This window comes from Chryseobacterium sp. 2987, from assembly GCF_031456375.1.
GTDB lineage: Bacteria > Bacteroidota > Bacteroidia > Flavobacteriales > Weeksellaceae > Chryseobacterium > Chryseobacterium vaccae.
In genome coordinates, this window is the sequence record NZ_JAVDUN010000003.1 from 301,419 (window position 1) to 317,631 (window position 16,213).

Consider the following 16,213-nt stretch of genomic DNA (forward strand, 5'->3'; position numbering starts at 1 on the left):
GCAATGAAAAAGGCACAAATAGTAATAGGACTGGGTTTTGGTGACGAAGGAAAAGGAATCACCACAGATTTTCTGGCAAGCCGGAACCCAGATTCTGTTGTCATCAGGTTTTCAGGAGGACAGCAAGCAGCACATACCGTAATGATTGGCAATGAAAAGCATGTGCATTCCAGCTTCGCAAGCGGAGCGCTCCGAGGATTGCCGTCTTATTTTTCCGAACACTGTACCATTCATCCTGTGTTTATGCTGAATGAAAGGGAAGAATTGAAAATGAAAAACGGGAATACCGAACTTCATATTCATCCCCTGGCAAAAGTAACAACACCTTTTGATGTGTGGCAGAACAGAACCAATACGAGAAACCTTGAACACGGAACCTGCGGAAAAGGAATCGGGGCTACGATGAAAAGGCATGAAAGTCCCTATAAATTATTTGCAGCCGATCTTATTGCTTCACGTGAAATGCTGATTGAAAAGCTGAAAGGAATTGCTTATTTCTATGGGTTTATGGATCAGGACCAGATTCAGGAAGAGCTTAATATTTTTCTGGATGCAGTAGATCAGATCGATTGGGAAATCAGGGATTACAGCTATCTGGAATCTTTTGATAACCTTATTTTTGAAGGAAGTCAGGGAATTCTTCTGGATATGGATCACGGCGTATTTCCTAATGTGACCTACGCTCATACCACTTCGAAAAATGCTTATGAGATCTGCAGAAGACTGAACATTGAAGACATAGAAATGTATTATGTGACCAGAAATTATTCCACACGACATGGAAGCGGCTGGATGAGTAATGAAAAACGTATGGATTTAAAGAACAATCAGGAGGAAACTTGTGTTTTCAATGAATATCAGAAAGAGCTCCGTTACGGTAATCTGGATTATGATCTTCTGAACTACGCATTGCTGCTGGATGGAGCTTATATTTCCGGAGCCCGCAAGAATCTTGTGGTTACCTGCCTGGATCAGACAGATTCAGCATTTAAACACGAAAACCTGAAAACAGAATTTGAAGCGGTGTACGGATCATACTCTCCGTATTCAAAAGATTTTAAACAATTGAAATAAATAAAAACACAACTCATGATGAAAAAAATATATGCATTTGGAAACGGAAACCTGTCATGGGAGAAATTTCATGAATTTTATGTCAGTCCGTTAAAAGAAGCCAACCTTGCTGAATGTGAATTCATCATAGGCGATTATTCAGGAGCAGACACCTTAATGATGGAATACCTGAAAAATAAAACCGAAAAAGTAACCATCCTTCATATCGGGATAAAACCAAGATATAAGATCAATACTTTTAAAACCAAAGCTGCCGGCTGGACTTTTTCCGGAGGCTTTCAGTCTGATGCTGAACGGGATGCTTACGGTGTGTCACAGTGCACCCATTTTCTCGGGGTAGATTTTAATTCAGACGCAAAGAGAAAAAGCGGTACCTTGAAAAATATTGAAAAATGCCTGAATTCAGGTAAAATAAAAATAGAATAACCATGAAAATGCACTATATACAAGGTGACGCCACAGCTCCGGAATCTGAAGGAAACAAAATAATTGCCCATATCTGCAACGATATTGGTGGCTGGGGAAAAGGTTTTGTAACAGCCATTTCCAGAAAATGGAAAGAGCCGGAAAGCAAATACAGACAATGGTTTAAAAGCGGAGGAAATTTTTATCTTGGTGAAATCCAATTGGTAAAAGTTGAAGATGAAATCTGGATAGCCAATATGATTGGGCAGCATAAAATCATCACCAACTCCGGCGGAATTCCACCCATTCGATATGATGCTGTCGAAAAATGTCTGGAAAAACTGGCAGAAGAAGCCTTACAGATCAATGCCACAATCCACATGCCGAGAATAGGATGCGGACTGGCAGGAGGAAAATGGGAAAAAATAGAACCCATTATTGAAAAAACACTATTAAAAAATAATCTCGAAGTATACGTTTACGACTTCGGATAAAAAATAAAAGCAATGAAAACAACAACACTTTACAGACCTGTAGGAGAAAAAGAAATGATTCTGATCATGGAGAGCGGATATAAAAAATTCCCTCCAAGATTGGACTGGCAGCCAATATTTTACCCGGTGCTGGATGAAAGCTATGCCTCCGAAATTGCTGAAAAGTGGAATACCAGAGATGAAGCCGGAAATTTTCTGGGCTTTGTAACAAGTTTTGAAGTGCTTAAAGAAATAGCAGATCAATATCCCGCTCAAAATGTAGGAGCCAGAAACCATAATGAGCTATGGGTTCCTTCTGAAGAACTTGAAACATTCAATGAAGCCATCGCAGGAAAAATTAAAGTGCTCAGAGTATTTATGGGAAAAGACTTTAAAAAACCGGCAAACGATGAGGTGGAGAATTTATTATTCAATATAAAAAAACTAACGATGACCAATAAAGGAATGGCAAAAGATACTTTGGAGATCCTTGCCAGAAAATATTATATAAACGAAAACAACGAAAAAATAAACATAGAAAACGAGCTGGAAATCAGCAAAAATGAAACGATTCTGTACTCTTCGGAAATACTTGAGGGATTTACAAAAGTCCGGCTGCCGGAATTTATTTTTGAAACAAAGTTTGAAACTTGGAACTGCAGCTCACTGAAAGCTATTTTACAATTAGCCGAAGAAGAAAATCCAGAGAAGCTGATGTGCCTTAATTTCGCTTCAGCAAAAAATCCGGGTGGCGGATTCATCAACGGAGCAGAAGCACAGGAAGAAAGCTTGGCAAGAACTTCAGGATTATATGAAAGCCTGCTTCAGGCTCCTTACTATTATGAGGCTCATCGGGCAATGGAATCCTGTTTCTATACAGATATGATGATTTACAGTCCTAAAGTTCCCGTTTTCAGAAAAGATAAAGGAGAACTGCTCGAAAAACCTGTTATATGTAATTTCATTACTTCTCCGGCAGTAAATGCAGGCGTTGTCAGGAAACAGGAACCGGAAAGGCAGGATGAAATAGCAGATGCAATGGATGTGAGAATAGATAAAATGCTTGCACTTGCTTTTCATAGAGAAAATGAAGTATTGATCTTAGGTGCCTGGGGATGCGGAGTTTTTAAAAATGATCCCAAAGAAATTGCAGGGTTGTTTAAAAAACACCTTCAGGGAAAATATAAAAATAAATTTAAAAGAGTGGTCTTTGCTGTGATGACCAAGAAAAAAGAAGAAATGCTGAGACCTTTTGAAGAAATATCATGAAACTGACAAGAGGAGAATTGTTTAGTCAGCTTCCAGATAGAAGAATTTGGGTTGAATATGCTGAAAGGAAAATATAATTATCCTGGATAAAGACTACAAAACCGTTGAAAACAGAAAGAAATGAATTTTAAACTTAAAAAATATAAAGAACAATTACAGGATTGGCCTAAGGAAAGGCATCATATCATGGCACAGTACGATGATGAAAAAATTATAGTCTATCAGTCCTATCGTAAAGAAATAGGAGAATTTGCCGTGAGAAACCAATATTTTGGAGGGGCTTTCAGTCTGGAAAGGATGACCTGGATAAAACCCAATTTCCTTTGGATGATGTACCGTAACGGCTGGGGAACCAAAGAAGGTCAGGAATACGTTCTGGCTATTCATCTAAAGAAAGAAGCTTTCAAAAAGTACTTTGAAAATGCGGTATATTCTTCCTATGATGAAAAACTGGGAGTGTCCAGAGAAGAATGGCAGAATCAGGTGAAAGAATCTTCTGTGAGATTACAATGGGATCCGGATCATGATCCTTTCGGACAGAAGCAGGAAAGAAGAGCCATACAGATTGGTCTTAGGAATGAATTTACCCGTTCCTTTGCCCGGGAAGACATTCTTTTCATTGAAAATATTTCAGATTTTGTGAAAGAACAGCATGCATTTGTTGTAAACGGAGATCTGGACAGCCTGATGATTCCTGAAGAAAAACCATTGCTGTTTGATGATGAACATTTAAATAAAAAACTAAGATTAATAACGCCATGAAAACAGACAGGCTCCTCCTCGCTTCAAAATCCCTGACAGGAGTTTCCATCGGTGATGCCTTTGGAGAAAGCTTTTTTGGTGAAGAAAGCCTGATGAAAAGCTATATCCATCAAAGAATTCTCCCTGAAACGGCTCTGGATTTTACTGATGACACCATTATGGCAGTGGCCATTTTTAAATCGCTGGAAAAATTTGGAAAGATTGATCAGGATTTTCTTGCAGAAGAATTTACCAGGAACTACTATCTGGATATTAATAGAGGATATGGGCCTTCCATGCATCAGTATTTCAGGACTGTGAAAAGCGGAGAATATTGGAAAGATGTTTCCCAGGCTAAATTTGAAGGGCAGGGTTCCATGGGAAATGGCGGTGCAATGAGAGCATCCGTAATCGGGGCCTATTTTTATGATAATATAGAACAGCTTAAAAAAAATGCAGAACTTTCCTGTGAAGTAACCCATGCGAATAAAGAAGCTATAGAAGGAACAAAAGCTGTTGCTCTGGCTGCTGCCTTTACCGTTCAGGAAAAACTGGGATTGGCAAAATTTGGACAGCAGGAATTTATCCGGAATATCCAAAATGAGCTGGATGATTCTGATATGAAAAGTAAGCTGAACAAAGTCCTTTATCTGGATGGAAATCCAGGCATCGAAATGTTGGTGCAAACATTAGGAAACGGAGTAAAAATGACCGCTCAGGATACCGTTCCTCTTGTCATCTGGATGTTGTCAAGATACCGGAACAATTTTAAAGAATGCCTGTGGAATACCGTTGCTGCTTTAGGAGACAGAGATACCACCTGTGCTATAGCCGGAGGAGTAAGCATTTTGTGCTGTGAAGAAAATATGGGTCCTGATTGGATAGATGAGGTAGAAAACTGGAAAAAAAGCAGATTTTATGAACATTGAACTGATAAAAGGAGATATTACAAAGATCTATACAGATGCTATCGTTAATGCTGCCAATTCCTCACTGCTTGGTGGTGGCGGAGTAGATGGAGCTATTCATCGGGCAGGCGGAAAACAGATCCTTGAAGAATGTATCGAAATCAGAAACAGGCAAGGAAAATGTAATACGGGAGAAGCAGTAGTTACCTCTGCTGGAAACCTTCCTGCTGATTATGTCATTCACACGGTAGGTCCGGTCTGGAACGGAGACGAAGAAAGGTGCTCAAAACTTCTGGCTGGCTGCTATCAAAATGTATTAAACCTGGCAGAAAGTCTCAACGTAAAAAGTATTGCCTTTCCCAATATCAGTACAGGAATCTATAAATTTCCAAAAGAAATGGCGGGAATAATTGCTGTGAATGAAGTAAGAAAATTCAAATCAGAAAGTATAGAAAAAGTTATTTTTGTCTGTTTTGATGATGAAAATGAAGAAATTTACAGGAAGCTTTTAATCTAGCTTCCGCATATTCAACAAAAATTCGTGCATCAGTGGCAAATAAAATGCTAAGTGAACGAAATAAAACTTATAAACCAATGAAAAAACTAACCATATTAAGCGGCGCAGGAATCAGTGCCGAAAGCGGAATAAAAACATTCAGAGACGGAGACGGGCTCTGGGAAAATCATAATATAACCGATGTGGCAAGCCCTGAAGGGTGGAGAAAAGACCCTGCGCTCGTACTGGAGTTCTATAACCAGAGAAGACGCCAGCTGCATCAAGTACAGCCCAATGAAGCTCATTATCTGCTGGCTGAGCTGGAGAATCATTTTAAAGTTCAGATCATTACCCAAAATATTGATGACCTGCACGAAAGAGCAGGATCTACAGATATTCTTCATCTCCATGGAGAGCTGTTCAAATCCTGTTCATGCAATAATAAAGATCTGATCTATGAGCAGAAGGAGGATATCAATATCGGGGATAAAGCAGAAGACGGAGGTCAATTAAGGCCATTCATCGTATGGTTCGGAGAAGATGTTCCTATGTTCCAGCCTGCCCGGGAAATTGTAAAAGAATCGGATATTTTATTGGTAATTGGTACCTCTTTGCAGGTATATCCGGCAGCCGGACTGATCCACGATATCAAAGATGACTGTCTCCTGATTGTTATCAATCCTAATGAAACCGGATTCGGGTACGGAAAGAGAGCTGTGGTAATGAAAGAAACCGCAACTCAGGGAATGAAACTGCTGTTTGATAAGCTGGTTAATCTTGCATAATGGAAAATATGGTAAAAGCAGGAATTCTGGGGCTTTGCATTGGAGATGCACTGGGAGTTCCTGTGGAATTTAAAAAGAGAGAGGATTTAAAGAAATTTCCTGTGTCTGAATATCTGGAGTATATGTCATGGAATCAGCCTAAAGGTACGTGGAGTGATGATAGTTCCTTAACGTTATGTCTTGCGGATGAATTAACCAAAGGCTATGATCTTGAGAAAATTGGACAGAGTTTTGTCCGCTGGAATAAATACGGCCACTGGACTGCCCATGGAAAGCTTTTCGATATAGGAGGAACAACAAGGCATTCAATCGCAAGACTGATTAAAGGTGAAAGTGCCAGGTTTTCCGGAAATATTTTTGAAGAAGACAACGGAAACGGCTCCCTGATGAGAATCCTTCCTTTAGCATTTTATCTTAAGGATGAAGAAAATATTGAAAAACTATATCAGACTGTAAAAGAAGTATCAGCCATTACCCACGGTCATTTTCGGTCGGTTTTCGCTTGTTTTATTTACATTGTTTTTGCGATTCAGCTGATAAAAGGAAGAACCAAAGAAGAAGCATATGGTTATACACAGGAATTAGCCTTGAAATACGCAGATTTACAGGGTTTTAACTCTGTTTATATTGAGCTTTTTAGCAGAATTTTAAAGAACAATATTTCAAGCTATCCCGAAGACGAAATCAAAAGCAGCGGTTACGTTTTGCATAGTCTGGAAGCCTCATTATGGTGTTTCCTGAATTCGGAAAGCTATTCCGAAGCCGTTCTGAAAGCCGTGAATCTGGGTGAAGATACAGACACCACAGGAGCAATTACAGGAGGAATAGCAGGTATTTATTATGGCTTTGGAAATATTCTGCAGGATTGGATCGCAGAGTTGGTAAGGAAAGATGATATTGCAGAACTTTGCGAAAAATTGGAGAATAAATATTTCCCAATAGTATAATGATTAAGAACATAAGTTATGAACGAAATAGAAAAGAAAAGAATAAGTAAGTTTTTGAGCCTTATTCTGAGGCATCACCCGGAAACCATTCAGCTGAAACTGGATGAAAACGGATGGGCAGATGTAGAAGAACTGAGAACAAAATCAGCGAAGAGAAGTGTTTTCTTTACCGTTGAAGAATTGGATGAGGTAGTAGAAACGAACAATAAAAAACGTTTTGCTTTCAATGAAGATAAAACGAAAATAAGAGCCAGCCAGGGTCATTCCATTGATATTGATCTGGGCGTTGAACCACAAACCCCGCCTGCATATCTATACCACGGAACAGCAGAAACCAATATCGCCTCAATCCTGGAAAAAGGAATTGAAAAAAGAAGCCGCCAGCATGTACATTTAAGCATTGATAAAGAGACCGCAACAAAAGTTGGGATGAGACACGGAAAACCTGTTATTTTAACCATTAGAACAGGGAAAATGGCTGAAGACGGAGTTTTGTTTTACCTCTCTGCAAACGGAGTCTGGCTGACAGATTTTGTTGAGGCTAAATACATCTCAAAGTAAAAGCCAGAGTTTTAAACCGAATAGAGAGAAATGAGCAGAACATTAGCAATAGGAGATATTCACGGAGGGTTGAGAGCCTTAATACAGGTTCTGGAAAGGGCAGAGGTTTCAAAGTCGGACCGCCTGGTTTTTCTTGGAGATTATGTAGACGGGTGGAGCGAATCTTCTGAAGTAATCACTTTTTTAAAGAAGCTCTCAGAAGAGCAGGAGTGTATCTTTATCAAAGGAAATCATGATGCCTGGTGTGAAGACTGGATTGCTTTTGGAAATGAACCGGATGTATGGCTTTTCAATGGAGGAAAAAGCACCGTAGAAAGCTATAAAAACTATTCTTTGGAAGAGCTGGAGGTTCATCTTGAATTTTTTCAGAGCATGAAAAATTTTCATATCGATGAAAAGAACCGCTTGTTTATTCATGCCGGATATTCCTCCATGCACGGTCCTGAAAAAGAAGTCTATTCCAGCAACTATCATTGGGACAGAACCCTTTGGGAAACAGCTGTTTCAATGGATACCAAACTGGAAAAGAGTTCTGAATTGTATCCTAAAAGGCTGCTTTTGTACCATGAAATCTTTATTGGCCACACCCCGACTTTATATATCGGAAGCAAAGAACCTGTCAATAAAGCCAACGTTTGGAACCTTGATACAGGCGCAGCTTTTACAGGAGCCCTTACTATACTGGATATTGATACTAAAGAATTCTGGCAGAGCGATTCCCTACCATCTTTATACCCGGATGAAAAAGGAAGGAATAACGATTAATGTACACCCTAAAAAAACAATGAAAATTTTATTTTAAAATACAGAAATGACAATGCCTCAACCTCATGGACTTCAAAATCCATGAGGTTTTCTTTTTCCAATAATTTTAATCAGAAAATTGATTTTTCTTTAATTGTAGTTCCTTAATTTTGAAGTCCAAATATTGCTTATGAAACTGCACTATATTCTGTTGATCCTAAGTTGTTCCTTTCTATCTGCACAGAAAAACTTTCAGACCCCTTTTGAAAAAGGAAATGGAAATCAGACTCTTACCTATTCGGAAATGAATGAGTATTATCAGGATCTGGCGAAAAATTTTAATACCATCCAATACCTTAAAAAAGGCGAAGATGACAATGGAAAGCCTATTTATGTTGTTCTGTACAACCCTTTTCCTGAAAAAGACCTTGAAAAGCTGAGAAAAGATAAAGCCATTCTTTTCATCAACAACGGAATACATCCCGGTGAGCCGGACGGAATAGATGCCACCATGATGCTGATGCGGGATCTGGCAGTAAAGAAAATAAAAACACCTCAGAACTTTGTTGTTGCAGCGATTTCAGCCTATAACATTAGTGGTATGCTGAACAGAAGTTCTCATTCAAGAGCCAACCAGAATGGGCCGGAACAGTATGGTTTCAGGGGAAACGCAAGAAATTATGACCTGAACCGGGATTTCATCAAAGCAGATTCCAAAAATGCCAGAAGCTTTCAGGAGATCTATCAATGGCTGAAACCGGATGTGTTTATCGATAATCATGTAAGTAACGGGGCAGATTATCAGTATACTTTCACCTATATTTCTACTTTCAAAGAACGTCTTGGAAATGTTTTGGGAGATTATTTTTATAAAAATTATCAGGCAGCCAATCTTGAAGAGATGAAGAAACTTGGCTACGAAAGTACCCCATATGTAAATATTCACGGTGATGTTCCGGATATCGGTTTTGCTTCATTTGAAGATTCACCTAGATATTCTACGGGCTATACTTCTTTATTCAACTCATTAGGAACTGTTCCAGAGACCCACATGCTCAAACCGTATGATAAAAGAGTGGATGCTACCTACAAATACATGCTGGTAAACCTTCATAACCTGGATAAAGACTATAAAAAGATAAAACAGCTCCGGATTGATAATGTAAAGCAATATCAAGCCGGACAGCAATACGGAATCCGCTGGAAGATAGATTCAACCCGATTTTCTACCATGGATTTTAAAGGCTATGAAGGAAGTTATAAACCCAGTGAGATTTCTGGCAAACCACGACTGTATTATGACCGAAACAAACCTTTTACAAAGAAAATAAAACTGTTTACCGAGGCTGTTCCTACAGGATACATTACCATTCCGAAATATTATGTGATTCCGCAGTCTCAGTACAGGGTTCTTGAAGAGTTCAGGAGAAATCGGATCGTCATGAAACCCGTTCAGAAAGACAGTATGATTACAGTTGAATCATATAAAATCAAGGATTTCAAAACAGTAAAGAATCCTTATGAAGGACATTATCTGCACTTTGATACTACGGTAGAATCGGCTAAAAAAGAGCATTCTTTTTCGGCTGGAGATTATATTGTTCCGACCGATCAGCCTGGAGTAAAATACATCATTGAAACCCTTGAACCTGAAGCATTAGACTCTTTTTTCAACTGGAATTTATTTGATGGAATTCTGGCACAGAAAGAATATTATTCAGCCTATATTTTTGAAGATACCGCAGCTGAATTACTGAAGAAAGATAAAAAGCTTAAAGAAGCTTTCGAGGCTCAGAAAGCATCAGATAAAAAATTTGCGGAAGACGGAGAGGCGCAGCTTGATTGGGTCTACAGACACTCACCTTATTTTGAAGAAAAAACATTCAGGCAATATCCTGTTTACAGAATTTTGTAGAGAATCTATTAAGTAATAATTTGAATAAATAAGTTGATATTTTTCGTATAAAATAATTTTTTGATTTATTTTTTTAATGATTTGTTTTAAAATTATTAAATTAGTATAAAATCAATACTTATGAAACAAATTTATCAATTTCTATTGATCATGGGTTTTTTGCCCGTATGCCTTTCAGCGCAGCAGTACTCACAAAGTTTCGATTCGGATACGATGCCGTCAGATTGGACAGTCATTAACGGAGGAGATCCTGAGAAAGAATGGAAAGCCTGGGCCCCGGGCAGTCTCTCTCTTGTTGATTCGCATTCCGGGTCTCATTTCTTAGGACTGCAGTATGGCTCCACAGCACACGATGATTATGCGATAAGCCCTGCCATAACAGTTACGGCGGGAGTATCGGATAAGCTGTCCTTTTGGAGCAGAAACAAAGGATCCAGTTTGGCAGAACAATTTGATGTAAAAATATCAACTACTACGCCTACTGCCGATGCCTTTACGAATACAATGGCTGCCGCAGTGAAGCCGCCGACAGCCTGGACGAAATACAGCTACGATCTTACGCCATATATAGGGCAGACCATTTATATTGCCTTCTATTCTTCAACAAATAATATCTGGTTTATCGGGATCGATGATTTTGAAATCTCTTCAAACAGTCTCGGAACTTCTGAAGCCGCTTTAAGTAAAGCTTCCATTTACCCGAATCCTGTAACGGATATTTTAAACATTAAAAATAAAAACAAAATGTCTGAAATAACTGTTTATGATCTTACAGGAAAAATGCATAAACAAGAAATGGTAAATTCAGATCAGGCAGCTGTAAATGTAAGCGATCTGACAGCAGGAAATTATCTCATAAAAATTAAAGAAGGACAAACTGAAAAAACATATAAAATCATTAAAAAATAACTTTAACTGAATAACAGAAAAAGACGCCTCAATTTGAGGCGTCTTTTTATTTATCTCGGCAGGCCTCTTTTCAGGGCCAGTTCAGCTCTTATAATAGCTTTCTTTTCTTTCCAGTCCATATACTTCTTTTTGAAGTTCTTTTTCATAATATCATCAAACTTACGCTGTACGGTAAGATTCCATAATGAATGAGCTTTTACAGCCCATGATTTGTCCCAGGCTCTCAGGGAGATTGAAAAACTTCCGTCCAGATACTTCATCCAGTGCCACCATCCAGTGGGCATGAAAAGAGTATCACCATGTTCAAGGAAGCATTCAATTCCTTCTATACCGTCAAGGGCCGGGAATTTTTCAAAGTCAGGATTGTCAATATCATAATCTTCCAGTGCATAGGTAGCATAAGGAAGCTGATATAGTCTCTCTTTCCACTTGTATTCGAATAATTTTACATGCTTTCTTCCATTAAAATGAGTATGGAAAATATGGGCCATATCAATATCATAATGAAGGAAGGTTACAGAGCCTCTCCCTCCGAAAAACATAGACGGATATTTATCCAGAAATCCACCCATAAGGTCTTTAGGTGAAATATAATCCTGTAATAAATTTTTCGCGTGTTTTATTGGATCAAAGAAAAAAATCCTCAAATCAGTAGGTTCTCTCTGAATAAGATCTATATAATCACCGAATTTCATCTCGGCAGTAGGGGTATTAATCGGAGCTGCCGGATCAGCCTTTGAACTATCATATAAAGGAACTATTACATCTCCTACCGTCTCCTTCACATAGTCCATTGTCCATTTCTGATAAGCAGGCCATTTTCTTGCCATATTTTTGATGACAACGGGCCTCCTGGGCTTAAGATATTTTTCGTAGAAATCTTCTTTTGAAATATCATCTACAACATCTATAGGCTTTAAAATAATTCCCATTCTATAAATTTTATGTTACAAAATTATTAAATAAATATATATGAATCAGTGTTTAAGTTTTTTTTAATCTATGATTCAAATCATTTTTAACTATTTAGACTAAATAAAAATATATTAAACTGTCCTTTCTTATCATGTTCTGCATTTTTTCCTTTTAATAAGACAATATTCTCCATAAAAGGTTACAGACGGATGAAATAAATAGAAAAACCTAATTTACAAAATTAGGTCCGGATTTTAAAGATTTAATATGCCATAATAGTTATGATTAAAAAATTGAATGTTGAAAATTTTTTTCAGATGAAAAACTATAAATATTGCAAAAAAATAGTACCCTGAAATTTTTTTATAGCTAAAAATTAACTTATTCTTTTAAATGTATTTATTTTATTAATCTGCCTAATAAATACATCATAATTTGCTGGTTTTGTTATACATATAATGTTTTGTTTTTCATGTATTTGTGATATAACACAAATGGGAAAGTCAGCAGAACACTTCAGAACTGCTTGCCTGAAGTGTATTTCTCCTTTTTGTTTTTATGATGCATCATCCGGTTGGCAATCCTATTCTAGAAAAGGTTTCCGTAACTGGGAAAAATTATTTTTTAATTCATTAAAACAAAACTTATGACAAAAAGAATTTTATTTTCCGTCATGCTCGGGATATCCGTGATGGCGTTAGCTGCGGTAAAAGCCGTATGGACTTCTACCTGTGGGTGAAACACTACACAACGTTTCCAGATAGCTATATCTATAATGATATAGCAGAATGGATTGCAACTGCAAATGAACTTGAGTGTGGAACAAAAGTGAAAGTTATAATTAATCCTACGGAATTATCCTTATTATCGAAAGTATTATTTGAAATTTCTAACCTTCTTTCACTATCAAAAAGGTCCTGAATTTTGACATTAAAAATTTCAGTCAGCTTCGGATATACTGCGATTTGATATCCGTAGTTTCGTTCTCCCAATTCGTGCATGTATTCCTGTCTAATCCAAGCATATCTGCAATTTCCTGCTGAGAAAATTTTGTTTTGCTTCTTAATCTTTTGAGATGGGTACCTCTTAATGAGGTTTTTGTGAAAATTTATGTATTTAGTCCTATAAAGAATAAAAAACAGTTTAAAATTTATTCCTTCCAATTAGAAGTGTGCTTAAAAAAATAAATTATTAATAAAAAATTATCACTAGTTTTATAGTGTTAATGAGCGATTTAACTTTTCCTCATAAAATACATCTTTAAAAAAAGTGTAACAAAAAACGCAAGTAGCAAACTAATTAGTCAAATAATAAACTATGAAAAGAAAGATTTCTTTATTTCTGATGCTTTTCTTTACAGTGCTTGCCATGGCACAGAAAACAGTTTCAGGAAAGATTACTGATGAGGATGGAACGGCTATTCCCAGTGCCAGTGTTACCGTAGAGGAACCTGGTAAAGATGCTATTCTGGCATACGGGATTACCAACTCTAAAGGAGAATACAAGGTAACATTCACTTCTTCAGAATCCAATGTAGACCTTAAGGTAAAGGCATTCAACCAGAAATCACTGATTAAGCAGATCAGCAACAGCGATCAGACCCAGAACTTCAAAATGCAATCTGAAGCTACAGAAATAAAGGAAGTACAGCTGAAAACCAGGATGATCACCGCAAGAGGGGATACCATTTCATATGATCTTAAAGCTTTCGGTAGCCAAAATGACAGGACGCTTGCCGATGTAATGAAGAAAATTCCGGGGATTGAAGTCAATAAAGACGGAACCATTCTTTATCAGGGGAATGCGATTAATAAATTCTATGTTAACGGAAAGGACCTTATGGAAGGTGGTTACGGAACCATCAACAATTCCCTGCCAAAAGATGCCGTACAGAAAGTAGAAGTACTTGAAAATCACCAGCCAGTAAAAATCCTTCAGGATAAAGTACCTTCCGATCAGGCAGCCATCAACATCAAGCTGAAAAACTCCGTAACCATGACAGGAAGAGGAGAGGTAGGTTCCGGTTTCGGAGACCCGTGGCTTTGGAATGTAAAGCTTACCCCAATGTTTTTCGGACAGAAAAGCCAGTGGGTAGTCAATTATAAAACCAACAACATGGGGGAGCAGGTTGAAAATGAAGGAAATATTCTTGCATTTGGAAGCTCCTGGGAAGGACGAAGAATTAATGCATCCCAGAATGACTGGCTGAACGTGGAGAATGCCAGCACCCCGAATCTTCCGGTAAAAAGATACCTGATGAACAGTGTACACTATCTTTCGGCCAATTATCTGACCAACATCGATAAAAAGAAAGAATGGGAGCTGAAAGCCAACGCCAATTATACCAATAACGCCGTAGAAAGAGAAGATATTACAGAAGAAGTATTCAGTCCGAGGGACAACAGACCGATGTCAACGGTAGTTACCAGCACCAGAAATAATTTCTATACAGATAAGCTGAAAGGAGAATTAATCTTTACAAAAAACGCGAAGAAGGGGTTCTTTAAAAATACAACCAGCTTCAGCCAGTTCTGGAATGGCGATCGTGCCGTAGCAACCAGAGTGGGAAGGCTTGGAAACCAGGCGGTAGAATCTCCTACCTCTTCATTTCAGAACTCTTTAAGCACCATTATACCATGGAAAGAAAAAATGGTTAATTTTAAATCCTACATCAGTTATCAGGATGACAGACAGACATTAGAGGTTTCTCCGGCTAATTACCTTCAGGTATTATATAGAAATCCTGTTGTAGACTCTATCAAACCTATCATTTTTGCTCCGGGTACATCAGTATTGCAGAGTATGAGGCTTAAAACATTAGAAACTTCCCATTCTGCCAATATCAGCTTTAGTAAAAAAGGATGGACGTTCACTCCACAGGTAGCCCTTGATTTCTCGTCCAAAAAACTGAATACAGACTTTATGGGAACAGCAATTCCTAATCCAACAATTCCGGGAGATATTGCGCCAACCTTTGATGGTCCGGAATATGAAAACAACCTGAGATTCACAGAATTTAATCCTTCAGGATCACTAGGTATTAACTATAAATCTGAATCATGGCTTTTATTTGCCAATCTTCCTGTGAATTTCAATACCATTAAAGCAGAAGATGATCTTCGTAATGTTCATAAATCCCTGAATAAAACGACCTTTACTCCGAATGCTTTTGTACAATATTCATTTGCTTCTTTTTTCAAAGCAAGTGTAAGCGGTAATATCAGTAACAACTTTGGTGATGTTAAAACAGCTTATGCGGGATATACTCTTTTAAGTCCGGGAGGATTTAATGTAATGGATCCGAATAATCCAATTCCACAAACCACTTCAAAAAGTGCAAGCTCAAGAATTGAATACAGAAACCCGCTGAATAATTTATTTTTTAATATCAGCTATGCTTTGGGTGACAGCAAAAGAAACCTTCTTGCATCTCCATTCCTGGATACTAATACAGGTTTCACCTTAACAAGGTATAAAGAGCAGGAAAATCATGCAAAAACCAACAGGTTCGGTGCCGAGATAGGAAAATATTTCCCGAAATTCAAAACCAATATGTCGGTAAGCTATAGCAATACTTTGTCAAAAGCAGATGCATTCCTTGACGACACACAGTATCTGAGTAAAAACAATACACAGGCATACGGATTTAAATTTAACAATACCTATTTCAACTGGATGAGTATAGATTATAACCTTAGCTTTTCCAGAAATAAGCAGGATAACGTAGGATTAAACGCCCAGGGAGGAAGATTAGGTATAAACGAAGGCTTTAACCATAATCTTGGCGCTTATTTCTATCCGATAGAAAACCATACCATAGGGTTCAATTGGGATCAGGTGAATACAGGGGACGGTGAGAAAAAATACAACAATGCCTTTTACGACCTTTCTTATCAGTTCTCATGGTCTAAAAAGAAAATAGATTTCGAACTGAAATGGATGAATATTGCCAACAGAAGAGTATTTGAAACATATAATATCAACCAGGTTACAAACAGTGTATCATACACCAGGGTACAACTTCGTCCGAGCCAGGTGATGCTCAGCGTAAAATTCAACTTTAAATAAATT

General features: G+C 37.8%; 16 protein-coding genes. 14 read left to right on the plus strand and 2 right to left on the minus strand.

Annotation, left to right across the window (positions count from 1 at the left end; genetic code table 11):
- Positions 1 to 3 precede the first annotated feature (3 nt).
- From J2Y40_RS11000 to J2Y40_RS11060, 13 genes are all read left to right on the plus strand, one after another.
- Positions 4 to 1,074, plus strand: a complete 1,071-nt coding sequence (locus J2Y40_RS11000; protein ID WP_309998920.1) for an adenylosuccinate synthetase — start codon at positions 4 to 6, stop codon at positions 1,072 to 1,074.
- 15 nt (positions 1,075 to 1,089) lie between these two features.
- Positions 1,090 to 1,500 carry a hypothetical protein gene (locus J2Y40_RS11005; protein WP_309998921.1) on the plus strand — a complete coding sequence of 137 codons (411 nt, stop codon included), beginning with the start codon at positions 1,090 to 1,092 and terminating at the stop codon, positions 1,498 to 1,500.
- 2 nt (positions 1,501 to 1,502) lie between these two features.
- Positions 1,503 to 1,973 carry a macro domain-containing protein gene (locus J2Y40_RS11010; RefSeq protein WP_153396786.1) on the plus strand — a complete coding sequence of 157 codons (471 nt, stop codon included), beginning with the start codon at positions 1,503 to 1,505 and terminating at the stop codon, positions 1,971 to 1,973.
- A gap of 12 nt (positions 1,974 to 1,985) precedes the next feature.
- Entirely contained in the window at positions 1,986 to 3,221 is a 1,236-nt protein-coding gene (locus tag J2Y40_RS11015) for a TIGR02452 family protein (RefSeq protein ID WP_231128698.1), read from the plus strand.
- A gap of 120 nt (positions 3,222 to 3,341) precedes the next feature.
- Entirely contained in the window at positions 3,342 to 3,983 is a 642-nt protein-coding gene (locus J2Y40_RS11020) for a DUF4291 domain-containing protein (RefSeq protein WP_309998924.1), read from the plus strand.
- Complete coding sequence (locus J2Y40_RS11025) at positions 3,980 to 4,891, plus strand: ADP-ribosylglycohydrolase family protein (RefSeq protein ID WP_309998927.1); 912 nt, start codon at positions 3,980 to 3,982, stop codon at positions 4,889 to 4,891. Before J2Y40_RS11020 ends, J2Y40_RS11025 begins: the two co-directional genes overlap by 4 nt.
- Entirely contained in the window at positions 4,881 to 5,387 is a 507-nt protein-coding gene (locus J2Y40_RS11030) for an O-acetyl-ADP-ribose deacetylase (RefSeq protein WP_309998929.1), read from the plus strand. The genes J2Y40_RS11025 and J2Y40_RS11030 overlap by 11 nt, the downstream gene beginning before the upstream one ends.
- Positions 5,388 to 5,464: 77 nt before the next feature.
- Positions 5,465 to 6,151 carry an NAD-dependent deacylase gene (locus J2Y40_RS11035; RefSeq protein ID WP_309998931.1) on the plus strand — a complete coding sequence of 229 codons (687 nt, stop codon included), beginning with the start codon at positions 5,465 to 5,467 and terminating at the stop codon, positions 6,149 to 6,151.
- The gene (locus tag J2Y40_RS11040) at positions 6,151 to 7,098 is read left to right on the plus strand and encodes an ADP-ribosylglycohydrolase family protein (RefSeq protein WP_309998933.1); all 948 of its coding nucleotides are present in this window, start codon (positions 6,151 to 6,153) and stop codon (positions 7,096 to 7,098) included. The genes J2Y40_RS11035 and J2Y40_RS11040 overlap by 1 nt, the downstream gene beginning before the upstream one ends.
- An 18-nt stretch (positions 7,099 to 7,116) precedes the next feature.
- Positions 7,117 to 7,659, plus strand: coding sequence for an RNA 2'-phosphotransferase (locus J2Y40_RS11045; RefSeq protein WP_153396776.1), 543 nt, complete (start codon positions 7,117 to 7,119; stop codon positions 7,657 to 7,659).
- Between the two features lie 30 nt (positions 7,660 to 7,689).
- The gene (locus J2Y40_RS11050; RefSeq protein WP_309998936.1) at positions 7,690 to 8,424 is read left to right on the plus strand and encodes a metallophosphoesterase family protein; all 735 of its coding nucleotides are present in this window, start codon (positions 7,690 to 7,692) and stop codon (positions 8,422 to 8,424) included.
- A 169-nt stretch (positions 8,425 to 8,593) separates the two neighbouring features.
- Entirely contained in the window at positions 8,594 to 10,318 is a 1,725-nt protein-coding gene (locus J2Y40_RS11055; RefSeq protein ID WP_153396772.1) for a hypothetical protein, read from the plus strand.
- 120 nt (positions 10,319 to 10,438) lie between these two features.
- On the plus strand, positions 10,439 to 11,227 hold the full coding sequence (locus J2Y40_RS11060; RefSeq protein ID WP_153396770.1) for a T9SS-dependent choice-of-anchor J family protein: 789 nt from the start codon (positions 10,439 to 10,441) through the stop codon (positions 11,225 to 11,227).
- Positions 11,228 to 11,277: 50 nt separating this feature from the next.
- On the opposite strand, the gene J2Y40_RS11065 is transcribed toward J2Y40_RS11060, so the two are convergent.
- Complete coding sequence (locus tag J2Y40_RS11065) at positions 11,278 to 12,159, minus strand: cupin-like domain-containing protein (protein ID WP_153396768.1); 882 nt, start codon at positions 12,157 to 12,159, stop codon at positions 11,278 to 11,280.
- A 926-nt stretch (positions 12,160 to 13,085) separates the two neighbouring features.
- Positions 13,086 to 13,250, minus strand: coding sequence for a helix-turn-helix domain-containing protein (locus J2Y40_RS24005; protein ID WP_409017701.1), 165 nt, complete (start codon positions 13,248 to 13,250; stop codon positions 13,086 to 13,088).
- 209 nt (positions 13,251 to 13,459) lie between these two features.
- Between J2Y40_RS24005 and J2Y40_RS11070 the strand changes: the two genes are divergently transcribed.
- Positions 13,460 to 16,210 (plus strand): hypothetical protein, encoded by a 2,751-nt coding sequence (locus J2Y40_RS11070; protein WP_309998940.1) that lies wholly within the window; start codon positions 13,460 to 13,462, stop codon positions 16,208 to 16,210.
- The last annotated feature ends 3 nt before the right edge of the window (positions 16,211 to 16,213 follow it).

Coding starts and splice junctions, on each gene's coding strand:
- J2Y40_RS11040 (WP_309998933.1), top strand. CDS start 6,151: ATGGAAAATATGGTAAAAGCAGGAATTCTGGGGCTTTGCATTGGAGAT.
- J2Y40_RS11065 (WP_153396768.1), bottom strand. CDS start 12,159: ATGGGAATTATTTTAAAGCCTATAGATGTTGTAGATGATATTTCAAAA.
- J2Y40_RS11030 (WP_309998929.1), top strand. CDS start 4,881: ATGAACATTGAACTGATAAAAGGAGATATTACAAAGATCTATACAGAT.
- J2Y40_RS11050 (WP_309998936.1), top strand. CDS start 7,690: ATGAGCAGAACATTAGCAATAGGAGATATTCACGGAGGGTTGAGAGCC.
- J2Y40_RS11035 (WP_309998931.1), top strand. CDS start 5,465: ATGAAAAAACTAACCATATTAAGCGGCGCAGGAATCAGTGCCGAAAGC.
- J2Y40_RS11020 (WP_309998924.1), top strand. CDS start 3,342: ATGAATTTTAAACTTAAAAAATATAAAGAACAATTACAGGATTGGCCT.
- J2Y40_RS11025 (WP_309998927.1), top strand. CDS start 3,980: ATGAAAACAGACAGGCTCCTCCTCGCTTCAAAATCCCTGACAGGAGTT.
- J2Y40_RS11045 (WP_153396776.1), top strand. CDS start 7,117: ATGAACGAAATAGAAAAGAAAAGAATAAGTAAGTTTTTGAGCCTTATT.
- J2Y40_RS11070 (WP_309998940.1), top strand. CDS start 13,460: ATGAAAAGAAAGATTTCTTTATTTCTGATGCTTTTCTTTACAGTGCTT.
- J2Y40_RS11000 (WP_309998920.1), top strand. CDS start 4: ATGAAAAAGGCACAAATAGTAATAGGACTGGGTTTTGGTGACGAAGGA.
- J2Y40_RS11015 (WP_231128698.1), top strand. CDS start 1,986: ATGAAAACAACAACACTTTACAGACCTGTAGGAGAAAAAGAAATGATT.
- J2Y40_RS11005 (WP_309998921.1), top strand. CDS start 1,090: ATGATGAAAAAAATATATGCATTTGGAAACGGAAACCTGTCATGGGAG.
- J2Y40_RS11055 (WP_153396772.1), top strand. CDS start 8,594: ATGAAACTGCACTATATTCTGTTGATCCTAAGTTGTTCCTTTCTATCT.
- J2Y40_RS11060 (WP_153396770.1), top strand. CDS start 10,439: ATGAAACAAATTTATCAATTTCTATTGATCATGGGTTTTTTGCCCGTA.
- J2Y40_RS11010 (WP_153396786.1), top strand. CDS start 1,503: ATGAAAATGCACTATATACAAGGTGACGCCACAGCTCCGGAATCTGAA.